This window comes from Pseudomonas sp. H26/SER47-MNA-CIBAN-0231 (assembly GCF_040310465.1).
Classification (GTDB): domain Bacteria; phylum Pseudomonadota; class Gammaproteobacteria; order Pseudomonadales; family Pseudomonadaceae; genus Aquipseudomonas; species Aquipseudomonas atacamensis.
In genome coordinates this window covers 427,520-439,810 of record NZ_JBEOPW010000003.1, presented here as the reverse complement: position 1 = coordinate 439,810, position 12,291 = coordinate 427,520, and the positions used below count along the sequence as shown (strand labels likewise).

The 12,291-nt window shown below is 60.6% G+C and carries 12 protein-coding genes; 10 read left to right on the top strand and 2 right to left on the bottom strand.

The window, feature by feature from the left end; genetic code table 11:
• From AAEZ10_RS07330 to AAEZ10_RS07315, 4 genes are all read left to right on the top strand, one after another.
• Nucleotides 1–1,302, top strand: coding sequence for a c-type cytochrome (locus AAEZ10_RS07330; RefSeq protein WP_350568591.1), 1,302 nt, complete (start codon nucleotides 1–3; stop codon nucleotides 1,300–1,302).
• A 74-nt stretch (nucleotides 1,303–1,376) separates the two neighbouring features.
• Entirely contained in the window at nucleotides 1,377–2,435 is a 1,059-nt protein-coding gene (locus AAEZ10_RS07325; protein ID WP_350568589.1) for a PA0069 family radical SAM protein, read from the top strand.
• Nucleotides 2,436–2,672: 237 nt separating this feature from the next.
• Entirely contained in the window at nucleotides 2,673–3,401 is a 729-nt protein-coding gene (locus AAEZ10_RS07320) for a carbonic anhydrase (RefSeq protein WP_016772323.1), read from the top strand.
• Nucleotides 3,402–3,491: 90 nt separating this feature from the next.
• The gene (locus tag AAEZ10_RS07315) at nucleotides 3,492–5,018 is read left to right on the top strand and encodes a SulP family inorganic anion transporter (protein ID WP_016772324.1); all 1,527 of its coding nucleotides are present in this window, start codon (nucleotides 3,492–3,494) and stop codon (nucleotides 5,016–5,018) included.
• Nucleotides 5,019–5,154: 136 nt separating this feature from the next.
• On the opposite strand, the gene AAEZ10_RS07310 is transcribed toward AAEZ10_RS07315, so the two are convergent.
• On the bottom strand, nucleotides 5,155–5,805 hold the full coding sequence (locus AAEZ10_RS07310) for a hypothetical protein (protein WP_024015006.1): 651 nt from the start codon (nucleotides 5,803–5,805) through the stop codon (nucleotides 5,155–5,157).
• A gap of 370 nt (nucleotides 5,806–6,175) precedes the next feature.
• Here AAEZ10_RS07310 and coxB point away from each other — a divergent pair, with 370 nt between their 5' ends.
• The 4 genes from coxB (at nucleotide 6,176) to AAEZ10_RS07290 (ending at nucleotide 10,698) form a co-directional block, all read left to right on the top strand.
• Nucleotides 6,176–7,303 (top strand): cytochrome c oxidase subunit II, encoded by a 1,128-nt coding sequence (gene coxB / locus AAEZ10_RS07305; RefSeq protein ID WP_016772326.1) that lies wholly within the window; start codon nucleotides 6,176–6,178, stop codon nucleotides 7,301–7,303.
• 82 nt (nucleotides 7,304–7,385) lie between these two features.
• Complete coding sequence (gene ctaD / locus AAEZ10_RS07300; protein WP_016772327.1) at nucleotides 7,386–8,972, top strand: cytochrome c oxidase subunit I; 1,587 nt, start codon at nucleotides 7,386–7,388, stop codon at nucleotides 8,970–8,972.
• Between the two features lie 261 nt (nucleotides 8,973–9,233).
• Complete coding sequence (locus tag AAEZ10_RS07295) at nucleotides 9,234–9,785, top strand: cytochrome c oxidase assembly protein (RefSeq protein ID WP_350568585.1); 552 nt, start codon at nucleotides 9,234–9,236, stop codon at nucleotides 9,783–9,785.
• Between the two features lie 25 nt (nucleotides 9,786–9,810).
• On the top strand, nucleotides 9,811–10,698 hold the full coding sequence (locus AAEZ10_RS07290) for a cytochrome c oxidase subunit 3 (protein ID WP_016772329.1): 888 nt from the start codon (nucleotides 9,811–9,813) through the stop codon (nucleotides 10,696–10,698).
• A gap of 9 nt (nucleotides 10,699–10,707) precedes the next feature.
• Here AAEZ10_RS07290 and AAEZ10_RS07285 read toward each other — a convergent pair whose 3' ends face one another.
• The gene (locus AAEZ10_RS07285) at nucleotides 10,708–10,911 is read right to left on the bottom strand and encodes a twin transmembrane helix small protein (protein ID WP_273528570.1); all 204 of its coding nucleotides are present in this window, start codon (nucleotides 10,909–10,911) and stop codon (nucleotides 10,708–10,710) included.
• Between the two features lie 70 nt (nucleotides 10,912–10,981).
• On the opposite strand from AAEZ10_RS07285, the gene AAEZ10_RS07280 reads away from it, so the two are divergent.
• A complete protein-coding gene (locus AAEZ10_RS07280; RefSeq protein ID WP_273528569.1) occupies nucleotides 10,982–11,722 on the top strand; it encodes an SURF1 family protein in 741 nt (246 codons plus the stop codon).
• Nucleotides 11,688–12,281 carry a PA_0111/PP_0108 family redox-active disulfide protein gene (locus AAEZ10_RS07275; RefSeq protein WP_151551965.1) on the top strand — a complete coding sequence of 198 codons (594 nt, stop codon included), beginning with the start codon at nucleotides 11,688–11,690 and terminating at the stop codon, nucleotides 12,279–12,281. Before AAEZ10_RS07280 ends, AAEZ10_RS07275 begins: the two co-directional genes overlap by 35 nt.
• The last annotated feature ends 10 nt before the right edge of the window (nucleotides 12,282–12,291 follow it).

Genomic DNA, 12,291 nt, shown 5'->3' with positions numbered 1-12,291 from the left:
ATGAAAACTTTCGTTATCGCCACCCTCGCCCTGCTCGGCAGCACCGCAATTTATGCGGCCGATGTTGATCAAAATCTGATCAAGCAAGGTGAATACCTCGCCCGCGCCGGTGACTGCGTGGCCTGTCACACCGCCAAGGGCGGCAAGCCGTTCGCCGGCGGCCTGCCGATGGAGACGCCGATCGGCACGATCTACTCGACCAACATCACCCCGGATAAAACCGGCCTTGGCGATTACAGCTTCGAGGACTTCGATCAGGCCGTGCGCCACGGTGTGGCCAAAAACGGCAGCACGTTGTACCCGGCGATGCCTTATCCGTCTTACGCGCGAGTCAACCAGGCCGATATGCAAGCGCTGTACGCCTACTTCATGCACGGCGTCGAACCGGTGGCGCAGGAGAACAAGGCCAGCGATATTCCCTGGCCGTTGAGCATGCGCTGGCCGCTGATGGGCTGGCGCTGGCTGTTCGCACCGAAGGTCGAGGATTACCAGGCCACGTCGGCCGATCCGGTGATCGATCGCGGGGCATATCTGGTCGAAGGCCTCGGCCACTGCGGCGCCTGTCACACCCCGCGCGCGCTGACCATGCAGGAAAAATCCCTGAGCGCGGCGGACGGCAGCGAATTCCTCGCCGGCAGTGCGCCGCTGGAAGGCTGGATCGCCAAGAGCCTGCGCGGCGATCACAAGGATGGCCTCGGCAGCTGGAGCGAAGAACAACTGGTGCAGTTCCTCAAGACCGGGCGCAGTGATCGCAGCGCAGTGTTCGGCGGCATGAGCGATGTGGTCACCCACAGCATGCAGTACATGAGCGACGCCGACCTCACCGCGATTGCCCGCTATCTCAAATCACTGCCGGCCAATCACCCGGCGGATCAGCCGCATCAGTACGACGAGAAAGTAGCCAAAGCGCTATGGAACGGTGACGACAGCCAACGCGGCGCGTCGGTGTACATCGACAACTGCGCGGCCTGCCACCGTACCGATGGCCATGGCTACACCCGGGTGTTCCCGGCGCTGGCGGGCAATCCGGTGCTGCAGACGGATGACCCGACCTCGCTGATTCATATCGTGCTCAAGGGCGGGACTTTGCCGGCAACGCACACCGCGCCATCGACCTTCACCATGCCCGGTTTCGCCTGGCGCCTGTCGGATCAGGAAGTGGCAGATGTGGTGAGTTTCATTCGTGGCAGCTGGGGCAACAAGGGTGCGCCAGTGAAAGCTGCCGATGTTGCCGAGTTGCGTACGGAGGATATGAAGCAGACCTCCGGTGACGATCTGGGCCAAGTGACGCAACACAACTGACCACTCGCCCGACGGCACTAGCCAGATGAGGATCGCCCCGATACTGTGCGCATATACAGTATCGGGGCGTTTTCATGTCTATTCCATTGCCACCTCGCGGTCGCGGCACCGCAACCAATCCGCACAACCGCTTTGCGCCGAGTCGTTCAGTGGCCGAGGACGATGGCTGGTATCAGGAAGTGCCAGAGACGCAAAACACCGAAGTGATCATCGAGAAGGCCAAATCGATCATCAGCCGCAACACCTCGCCGGATCTGCCCTTCGACCGCTCGCTCAATCCCTATCGCGGCTGCGAACACGGCTGCGTCTATTGCTATGCACGGCCCAGCCACGCCTATTGGGACATGTCGCCGGGCCTCGATTTCGAAACCCGGCTGATTGCCAAGACCAATGCCGCCCAGGTCCTCGAGGAACAGCTGAGCAAACCCGGCTATCAATTTGCGCCGATCAATCTCGGCTCCAATACCGACCCGTATCAGCCCATCGAGCGCGAATACAAAATCACCCGGCAGACCCTGGAAGTGCTGCTGCGCTATCGCCACCCGGTGACCATCGTCACCAAAGGTTCGCTGATTCTGCGCGATCTCGATTTGCTCACGGAGCTGGCGCAGCAACGGCTGGTGGCGGTGATGATCAGCCTGACCACGCTGGATGATGAACTCAAACGCATCCTCGAACCCCGCGCCGCTGCGCCCAAGGCACGCCTGCGTGCGATCCGGGTGATGCGTGAAGCAGGCATTCCGGTCGGCGTGCTGTGTTCGCCGATGATTCCGATGATCAATGACAGCGAAATCGAAAGCCTGCTCACCGAGGCCCACACCGCCGGTGCGCAAAGCGCCGCCTACATGATGCTGCGCCTGCCGCTGGAAGTGGCGCCGCTGTTCGAGGAGTGGTTGCAGGCGCACTATCCGCAACGTGCCGCCCATGTGCTGAGCCTGATCCGCCAGAGTCGCGGCGGCGAACTCTACGACAGCCGTTTCGGTGCGCGCATGCGCGGTGAAGGACCGTTTGCAGACCTGCTCGCACAAAGATTTGCCAAGGCCATCAAAAAGCTTGGCCTGAACAAACGCGAAGGCTATAACCTCGACTGCTCGGCCTTCTGTCCGCCGGGTCGCCAGATGTCGTTGATTTAGCGACAATTGGCTTTGGGTTGACGGGTTGGAATCCTTCCGCCGAAACACGCCGGTCACGTTTTTTGTGACCTGGAACACACGTTCTAGAGCGTTTGATTCAGTTTCAATTAAGTTTCGGCGGCTACCTTGTTCATCGAGTGACTGACGGGTCGGGATGACCCGGATGGTTTAAACAGCCACTGGCTTCATACCGGAATACCGGGGAAGACTCCCTGAATCCGCACAAGAGGATGAATCATGAGTGACAAGGATAAACAGTCGTTGGCTGCCTCGGCGCAAAGCCCTGAAGCACAATCCGCCGATGCAGCACTGCGACAGATCGTTGATGGCTTTTTACGCTTTCACCATGACGTTTTTCCGCAGCAGGAAGAATTGTTCAAGAAGCTCGCCACCGCTCAGGCGCCCAAGGCGATGTTCATCACCTGCGCCGACTCGCGCATCGTTCCCGAGCTGATCACCCAGAGCTCGCCGGGCGATCTGTTCGTTACCCGTAACGTCGGCAACGTGGTGCCGCCCTACGGTCAGATGAACGGCGGCGTCTCCACCGCGATCGAATACGCGGTACTGGCGCTGGGCGTGCAACACATCATCATTTGCGGACACTCCGATTGCGGCGCCATGCGCGCGGTACTCAACCCCGACAGCCTGGAAAAAATGCCGACGGTCAAAGCCTGGCTGCGCCACGCTGAAGTCGCGAAAACCATGGTGCACGACAACTGCAACTGCACCGACGAAAAAGACAGCATGCCGATCCTCACCGAGGAAAACGTCATCGCCCAACTGCAGCACTTGCGCACCCATCCTTCGGTAGCCTCGCGCATGGCGAACGGTCATCTGTTCATCCATGGCTGGGTCTACAACATCGAAACCAGCGAAATCAAAGCTTACGACGCGGACCAGGGTCGTTTCCTGCCTCTCGACGGCAGCCATCCGATTCCTGTGGCGACGCCCAAAGCGCGCTTCTAAATCTTCCCAACAATCTGTGTGGTATGACGCCGGCCGCTGATTCAGCGGTCCGGCCTCGCCACGCCTGAAGAAAACTTCGGGAGAATCGCCATGCGTGCGGCTCAATTGAAAGCTGTGTTGCCACGGGAGCTGCTCGCCTCCGTGGTTGTGTTTCTGGTCGCCCTGCCGCTGTGCATGGGCATCGCGATTGCCTCAGGGCTGCCGCCGGCAAAAGGTCTGATCACCGGCATCATCGGTGGTCTGGTGGTCGGTTGGCTGGCGGGGTCGCCGTTGCAGGTCAGCGGTCCGGCGGCGGGTCTGGCAGTGCTGGTTTTCGAGCTGGTGCGCCAGCATGGCGTCGAGATGCTCGGACCGATCCTGCTGCTCGCCGGTTTTCTGCAACTGGTCGCCGGGCGACTGAAGCTTGGCTGCTGGTTTCGGGTCACGGCGCCAGCGGTGGTCTACGGCATGCTCGCGGGCATTGGCGTATTGATTGTGCTCTCGCAAATCCATGTGATGCTCGATGCCAAGCCGCAGCCTTCCGGGCTCGACAACCTCACGGCGTTCCCGGCGGCCGTAGCGCAAGCCTTGCCATCGTTCGGCTGGCAGGCGGGTCTGCTCGGTCTGTCGACGATTGCGGTGATGTGGCTGTGGGAAAAATTCCGCCCGCATTCGCTGCGCTTCATTCCCGGCGCATTGCTCGGTGTGGGTCTGGCGACGGTGGCGAGCCTGATGCTGGCGTTGCAGGTCAAACGCGTTGAAGTGCCGGCGAATCTGGCCGAAGCGATCGATTGGCTCAAGCCGGCCGACCTGATGAATCTGGCCGACCCGACGCTGCTGATCGCCGCGTTCGCCGTGGCGTTTATCGCCAGTGCCGAAACCCTGCTATCCGCTGCGGCGGTGGATCGCATGCACAGCGGCGTGCGTTCGGACTTCGACCGTGAACTGTCGGCGCAAGGCGTCGGCAACATGCTCTGCGGTCTGGTCGGCGCGCTGCCGATGACCGGAGTGATCGTGCGCAGTTCGGCCAACGTCCAGGCCGGTGCGACCACGCGCTACTCGACGATTTTCCATGGCCTGTGGCTGCTGGCATTCGTGCTGTTGCTGTCGAGCGTGCTGCAAAGCATTCCGGTGGCGAGCCTGGCGGGGGTGCTGGTGTATACCGGTTTCAAACTGGTCGACCTGAAAGCTTTCCGTGGTCTGGGTCGGTACGGGCGGATGCCGATGTTCACCTATGCTGCGACGGCGCTGGCGATCATCTTCACTGATCTGCTCACCGGTGTGCTGATCGGTTTCGGCCTGACCATGTTGAAACTGGCATTCAAGGCTTCGCGCCTGAAGATCAGCCTGATCGACTTGCCGCAGGACGGCGAGATGGAACTGCGTCTGGTTGGTGCAGCGACGTTCCTCAAAGTGCCGGCGCTGACTCAAGTGCTGGGCAGCATTCCCCACGGCACGACGGTGCATGTGCCGCTGAACAACCTGAGCTACATCGACCATTCGTGTCTGGAGTTGCTTGAGGAATGGGGCCGGGCGAATGCGGCGAAGGGATCGAAGCTGTTGATCGAATCGCGCGGGTTGAAGCGACGGCTTGAGGGGCGGGTTCGGACCAATACCGGGATTGGTGCGGCGGGTTAGAAGTCGACCTCAAAACGCAAACCCTGTGGGAGCGAGCCTGCTCGCGAAAGCGGTGTATCAGCCAACAGAGATGTTGAATGATCGACCGCATTCGCGAGCAGGCTCGCTCCCACACTGGATTTATGACACAAGAAAATCAGGCAGCAGGCTGATCCAGCTCAAGCCCCACACCCAACCGGCGGCTCATGCACGGCCAGCGTTTCCACGCCGCGCCAGTGTCCGGACTGCTGAGTTTTTCGCGGTAGGCTTCGACCGACTCCAAAGCAAAACTCTCTTCGTTGAGCATCTCGTCGATCGCGTGATGCACCGCTTCATCCAGTTGGTTGGCAAATTCCTCACCGATCAATTGGTGAGCAATCAGGTTGGCGACCGTCATGTCCAAGGGGATCAATGGCTGGCCGAAATGCTTGATGTACAGGTCGTTGACCTCTTCGACAAAACGATGTGCCAGATAGGCCTCGTCGAGCAGGCTGTCCAGGCCGACATGCCCGGCCATGATCGCCGGCGGCTGGAGGAAATACTGCTCGGCGATTTTCAGCACCGGTTTGATCTGCGATTCGATGCCTGCTTCCCTGGCGACTTCATTGGCTGCATCCAGCAGGTCCGGTACTTCATCGATGTAGGCGGCGACAAAACGCGTCAGCACGCCCTGGGCGTCGGCTTCCGGCAATTGGATCGCCGGGTGCAGGTGAGGCAGCTTGCTTTCCAGCTGACGGGTCAGCAGGCCGGTGTCTTTTTCGTGCTGTTGGGCTTTTTGGATCTGCTCGCGCAATGCGGCGGTGTTCATGAAAACTCCAGGAAACAAGGCAATGAAATAGGGAAGACATAACTTAGCTGGCTTACGAAAAACGCTAAGACGCATTTGTCATAATTATTTCATCCTTGATGCAGCTGCGTTATATCCATTCGCCACCACTCGTCTGCATCCTTCTCCATTCGGGCACTTGAACGCAAGCGCCGGGTGTTTCAGCTCATTTACGTGCCCGGGTTGCAATTCCCGGGCGCTGTCTATACTCGCCAATGAATGGAGTTAGCTGATGACGCCCGACTGCACCCGCAGCAAGGCCCGGCGATTCAAGTTCGTAGTCTGATGCAGCCGCTCCCTTGCCGCAGGCGATACGCCGGCGGGATAACAAGAACGATAAGGGGAACCCGCAATGATGCGACATCCACATGTCTGGATGGGCCTCCTGTTGTGGTCGATTTTCAGCCCGGCCAACGCGGCATGGACTGTGAATATGGCGCCTGGAGCGACTGAAATCAGTCACGCAGTATTCGACCTGCACATGACCATTTTCTGGATCTGTGTGGTGATCGGGATCATCGTCTTCGGCGCCATGTTCTGGTCGATGATGGTGCACCGCCGCTCTACTGGCCAGGTCGCGGCCAAATTCCACGAAAGCACCGGCGTCGAGATCATGTGGACCATCGTGCCGCTGCTGATCCTGGTGGCCATGGCCGTCCCCGCCACCGCGACGTTGATCAAGATGTACGACACCAGCGAGCCGGACATCGATATCCAGATCACCGGCTATCAGTGGAAGTGGCACTACAAATACCTGGGCCAGGACGTTGAGTTCTTCAGCAACCTGGCCACCCCCGCCGAACAGATTCACAACAAAGAAGCCAAGGGCGAGCACTACCTGCTCGAAGTCGACAAGCCGCTGGTGCTGCCGATCGGCGCCAAGGTGCGCTTTCTGGTGACCTCGGCTGACGTCATTCACTCATGGTGGGTGCCGGCGTTTGCGGTCAAGCGCGATGCGATTCCCGGGTTCGTCAATGAGGCCTGGACGCGCATCGACAAGCCTGGCCTCTACCGTGGCCAGTGCGCCGAATTGTGCGGCAAGGACCATGGCTTCATGCCGATCGTGGTCGAGGTCAAGGAGCAGGCCGACTACGAAAAATGGCTCGCCGAGCGCAAGGCCGAGGCCGCGCAACTCAAAGAACTGACCAGCAAGGAATGGACCCTCGACGAGCTCAAGGAGCGCGGCGACAAGGTTTACCACACCACTTGCGTGGCCTGTCACCAGGCCGAAGGTCAGGGCCTGCCGCCGATGTTCCCGGCACTCAAGGGCTCGAAAATCGCCACCGGGCCGATCAAGGATCACCTGAGCATCGTCTACCACGGCAAACCCGGCACCGCCATGGCGGCGTTCGGCAAGCAGCTGTCGGAAGTCGATATCGCAGCGGTCGTGACTTACGAACGTAACGCCTGGGGCAACAACAAGGGCGACATGGTCACGCCAAAAGAAGTGCTGGAGCTGAAACAGGCGGAAAGCAAATGAGCCGGTCAATTGCGTATTCAGTGAACCGGTCGGGGCAGCGCGCCCTGGCCTGCCCCGTCCACTTTCGTGAAGGAGACCGGCCATGAGCGCTGTCATCGATGACCACGGTCACGCCGACCACGCCCACGGCCCCGCCAAAGGCCTGATGCGCTGGGTGCTGACCACCAACCACAAGGACATCGGCACGCTGTACCTGTGGTTCGCCTTCTGCATGTTCCTGCTCGGCGGCTCGTTCGCCATGGTCATTCGCGCCGAGCTGTTCCAGCCCGGCCTGCAGATCGTCCAGCCGGAATTCTTCAACCAGATGACCACCATGCATGGTCTGGTCATGGTGTTCGGCGCGGTGATGCCGGCATTCGTCGGCCTCGCCAACTGGATGATTCCGCTGATGGTCGGTGCGCCGGACATGGCGCTGCCACGGATGAACAACTTCAGTTTCTGGCTGTTGCCGGCGGCGTTTCTGCTGCTGGTGTCGACGCTGTTCACCCCGGGCGGCGGACCGAATTTCGGCTGGACCTTTTATGCGCCCCTGTCGACGACCTACGCGCCGGAAAGCGTGACGTTCTTCATCTTCGCCATCCACTTGATGGGCATCAGTTCGATCATGGGCGCGATCAACGTAGTCGCGACCATCCTCAACCTGCGCGCTCCCGGCATGACCCTGATGAAAATGCCACTGTTCGTCTGGACCTGGCTGATCACCGCGTTTCTGCTGATCGCAGTGATGCCGGTGCTGGCCGGCTGCGTGACGATGATGCTCATGGATATTCACTTCGGCACCAGTTTCTTCAGTGCTGCCGGCGGGGGTGACCCGGTGCTGTTCCAGCATGTGTTCTGGTTCTTCGGCCACCCCGAGGTGTACATCATGATCCTGCCGGCGTTCGGCGCGGTCAGCCAGATCATCCCGACCTTCGCGCGCAAGCCGCTGTTCGGCTACACCTCGATGGTCTACGCCACGGCGAGCATCGCGTTCCTGTCGTTCATTGTCTGGGCGCACCACATGTTCGTGGTCGGCATTCCGCTGGTGGGCGAATTGTTCTTCATGTACGCGACCATGCTGATCGCCGTGCCGACGGGTGTGAAAGTGTTCAACTGGGCGAGCACCATGTGGCAAGGCTCGATGACCTTCGAGACGCCGATGCTGTTTGCCGTGGCGTTCGTCATTCTGTTCTCGATCGGTGGTTTTTCCGGGCTGATGCTGGCGATCGCCCCGGCGGACTTCCAGTATCAGGACACCTACTTTGTCGTCGCGCACTTCCACTATGTGCTGGTGCCGGGGGCGATCTTCGGCATCTTCGCCTCGGCCTATTACTGGCTGCCGAAGTGGACCGGGCACATGTACGACGAAACCCTCGGCAAGCTGCACTTCTGGCTGTCGTTCGTGGGCATGAACCTGACCTTCTTCCCGATGCACTTCGTCGGTCTTGCGGGAATGCCGCGACGGATTCCGGACTACAACCTGCAGTTCGCCGATTTCAACATGGTCTCGTCGATCGGCGCATTCATGTTCGGCGCCACACAGATTTTCTTCCTGTTCATCGTCATCAAGACCATCCGTGGCGGCGCACCGGCCCCGGCGAAACCGTGGGACGGTGCCGAAGGGCTGGAGTGGAGCGTGCCGTCGCCAGCGCCGTACCACACCTTCACCACGCCGCCGGAAGTGAAATGAACACCTGCTGTTTTTTGCAATGTGTGCAGAGGCACAGATCCCCAGTGGATGCTCACAGATCTCCTGTGGATGTACACAGATCCCTTGTGGGGAGGGGATTTATCCCCGTTGGGCTGCGCAGCAGCCCCAAAACCTGCAATCGAAATTCATCAGGTAGACCGTGTGCGCTGGATTCAGGGCCGCTTCGCAGCCCAACGGGGATAAATCCCCTCACCACACAGGTATTGCCGGGCAAAGGTGATCACCGGGGAGGCATGAATCATGGCTGACTCGATCTCGCTGAAGAAACTCGTCACCCGCCTGCTGCTGGTGGTGGTGGCGATGTTCGTCTTCGGTTTCGCCCTGGTGCCGATCTACGACGTGATGTGCAAAGCCTTCGGCATCAACGGCAAGACCGGCGGCCAGTACTCAGGCGAGCAAGTGGTCGACACGTCGCGCCAGGTGCGCGTGCAGTTTCTTTCGACCAACACCGCCGACATGCCGTGGGACTTTTACCCGAAACACGACGAGCTGACCGCCAATCCCGGCGCGGTGCACGAGATGGTGTTCATCGCGCGCAATCCCACCGACAAACCGATGAGTGCGCAAGCGGTGCCGAGCATCGCGCCGAGCAACGCGGCGGCGTTTTTCCACAAGACCGAATGCTTTTGTTTTACCCAGCAGGTGCTGCAGCCCGGTGAACAGATCGAGATGCCGGTGCGTTTCATTGTTGACCGCGACATGCCCAAGGAAGTGAAGCACCTGACGCTGTCCTACACGCTGTTCGATATCACCGCCCGACATCCGCCGGTGGCTGTTAACACTGGCGGTTGAGCGTGGCCGATAAGGAGAACAATAAATGGCAACTCATGAGCATTATTACGTCCCGGCCCAGAGCAAATGGCCGATCATCGCCACGCTCGGGATGTTCGTCACCGTGTACGGCCTCGCCACCTGGTTCAACGATCTCAAGGCCGCACGCCCGGATTCCCACGGCCCGCTGATCTTTTTCGTCGGCGGCCTGCTGCTGGCGTACATGTTGTTCGGCTGGTTCGGCGCGGTGATCAAGGAAAGTCGCGCGGGGTTGTACAGCCCACAGCTGGACCGCTCGTTCCGCTGGGGCATGAGCTGGTTCATCTTTTCCGAGGTGATGTTCTTCGTCGCCTTCTTCGGCGCGCTGTTCTATATCCGCGTCGTGTCGGCACCGGGGCTGGCCGGCGAAGGCAGCAAGGGCCTGTCGGAAATGCTCTGGCCGAACTTCGAATATGTCTGGCCATTGCTGAACAACCCCGACCCGAAACTGTTCCCCCCACCCAAGGACGTCATCAGTCCGTGGGGCCTGCCGCTGCTCAACACGATCCTGCTGGTCAGTTCCAGCGTGACCATCACCATCGCCCACCATGCGCTGAAGAAAGGCCATCGCGGCGCGCTGAAACTGTGGCTGGCGATCACCGTGCTGCTGGGCATCGCGTTCCTCGGTTTCCAGGCCGAGGAATACATCCACGCCTACCAAGAGCTGGGGCTGACCCTCGGTTCGGGCATCTACGGTGCGACGTTCTTCATGCTTACCGGCTTCCATGGCGCCCACGTGACCATCGGCACGATCATCCTGTTCGTGATGCTGATGCGCATCATGAAAGGCCATTTCGACAACGAGCACCAGTTCGGTTTCGAAGCGGCGAGCTGGTACTGGCACTTCGTCGATGTGGTGTGGATCGGTTTGTTCTTCTTCGTTTACGTCCTCTGACTGCTGGCGCTACCAGGGCGCATGGGACACCAACTGGCCGCTGTAGAAACCCCAGGCCATCAGGCCGACGGTGACCACGGCCAGTGCCACCCGAACACTCAAGGCGATGACCAGCCGATTGGAGCTGCTGTCGTCCTTGACCAGGAAAAACAGGCCGCTGAACAGGCTGAAGACCGTGGCAATCAGCATCAGGACGATCGCTGCTTTGAACATGGCAAGACTCCGGGGGACAGGCGATGCACTTGAGTATAGCGATCGCGATGACTGACTTTATGGCGCGCCCATGAAGCGCTTTCGCCCGGGCGTGATTCCCACTGTCGTGGTGGCGCTGTTGCTGCCGCTGATGGTTGCGCTGGGCTTCTGGCAACTGGGCCGTGGCGCGGAGAAAACCGCGCTGCTGGTCAGTTATGCCGAACGTCGCGTGGCCGAACCGCTGGCCAGCGGTGAACTGCTTGGCAGCGCCGACCCGGCTTACCGCCGCGTGCGCCTGCACGGCCAGTTCGACTCCGCCCACACGCTGTTGCTGGACAACCGCCAGCGTGGCGGCAAGGTCGGCGTCGAATTGCTGCAACCGTTTCAGGACCAACGCAGCGGCCTCTGGCTGCTGGTCAATCGCGGCTGGCTGCCATGGCCCGATCGGCGCGTGCCGCCGCAATTCACGACACCGGCCGAGGCGCTGACGCTCGACGCCTGGGTCTATGTCGCCCCCGGCGCAACGTTCCAGTTGCACGCCGATCCGGTCAGCCATGTCTGGCCGCAAACCATTACCGCCGTCGAGCCGGGCAAATTGTGGCAAACCCTGGAGCGCGACGGCTTCGCCTACGAATTACGCGCCGAACCCGGCCCGGCCAGCTACCAGACCGATTGGCCGGTAGTCGCGATGGGCCCGGAAAAACACCTCGGCTACGCCGTGCAATGGTTCGCCATGGCCACGGCCCTGCTCGGTCTTTACCTCTATTTCGGCTGGCACCACGCAAAGGAGAAACGCCATGGGAAGCGTCATGAATCCACCCAGCATGTCTGAGGCCAAACCCGTTCCCAGCCGCCGGCGCGGGCGCATTCAATTGTTGCTGATCGTGCTTGGCGTGGTCGGGCCGATGCTGCTCGCCACCGGCATGTACAAATTGCAGTTCTGGGTGCCGGAAGGACGCAGCTACCACGGCGAGCTGATCGGCAACGGCCAGACCCGCGCCGACCTCGGCGTGCAGGCCGATGAGCAGCGCTGGCAGATTCTGGTCACGGCGCCAAAGGACTGCGCCGTCGATTGCCAGCAACTGGTTTATCTGGCGCGGCAGATCCAGATCAGCCTCGGCCGCGAAGCCGGGCGCGCCAGCCACGCCCTCGCCGCCGCGCAACCACTGAGCGCTGATTACGCCGCGAAACTCGACCGTGAATATCCGCAGTTGCAGCGCTATCCGCTGGATGCCGGGGTGTTCGTCAGGACCACCGGCGACAAAGCCGTGCCGCAGCTGTGGATCGTCGACCCGCACGGCAATCTGGTGCTGCGTTACGAGCCGAATGTGAAGGGCAAGGATCTGCTTAACGACCTGCGGCATCTGCTGAAACTGTCGAACATCGGATGAGGGCATCGTC

Coding starts and splice junctions, on each gene's coding strand:
- AAEZ10_RS07275 (WP_151551965.1), top strand. CDS start 11,688: ATGGGAAGCGTCATGAATCCACCCAGCATGTCTGAGGCCAAACCCGTT.
- coxB (WP_016772326.1), top strand. CDS start 6,176: ATGATGCGACATCCACATGTCTGGATGGGCCTCCTGTTGTGGTCGATT.
- AAEZ10_RS07280 (WP_273528569.1), top strand. CDS start 10,982: ATGAAGCGCTTTCGCCCGGGCGTGATTCCCACTGTCGTGGTGGCGCTG.
- ctaD (WP_016772327.1), top strand. CDS start 7,386: ATGAGCGCTGTCATCGATGACCACGGTCACGCCGACCACGCCCACGGC.
- AAEZ10_RS07295 (WP_350568585.1), top strand. CDS start 9,234: ATGGCTGACTCGATCTCGCTGAAGAAACTCGTCACCCGCCTGCTGCTG.
- AAEZ10_RS07310 (WP_024015006.1), bottom strand. CDS start 5,805: ATGAACACCGCCGCATTGCGCGAGCAGATCCAAAAAGCCCAACAGCAC.
- AAEZ10_RS07290 (WP_016772329.1), top strand. CDS start 9,811: ATGGCAACTCATGAGCATTATTACGTCCCGGCCCAGAGCAAATGGCCG.
- AAEZ10_RS07325 (WP_350568589.1), top strand. CDS start 1,377: ATGTCTATTCCATTGCCACCTCGCGGTCGCGGCACCGCAACCAATCCG.
- AAEZ10_RS07320 (WP_016772323.1), top strand. CDS start 2,673: ATGAGTGACAAGGATAAACAGTCGTTGGCTGCCTCGGCGCAAAGCCCT.
- AAEZ10_RS07330 (WP_350568591.1), top strand. CDS start 1: ATGAAAACTTTCGTTATCGCCACCCTCGCCCTGCTCGGCAGCACCGCA.
- AAEZ10_RS07285 (WP_273528570.1), bottom strand. CDS start 10,911: ATGTTCAAAGCAGCGATCGTCCTGATGCTGATTGCCACGGTCTTCAGC.
- AAEZ10_RS07315 (WP_016772324.1), top strand. CDS start 3,492: ATGCGTGCGGCTCAATTGAAAGCTGTGTTGCCACGGGAGCTGCTCGCC.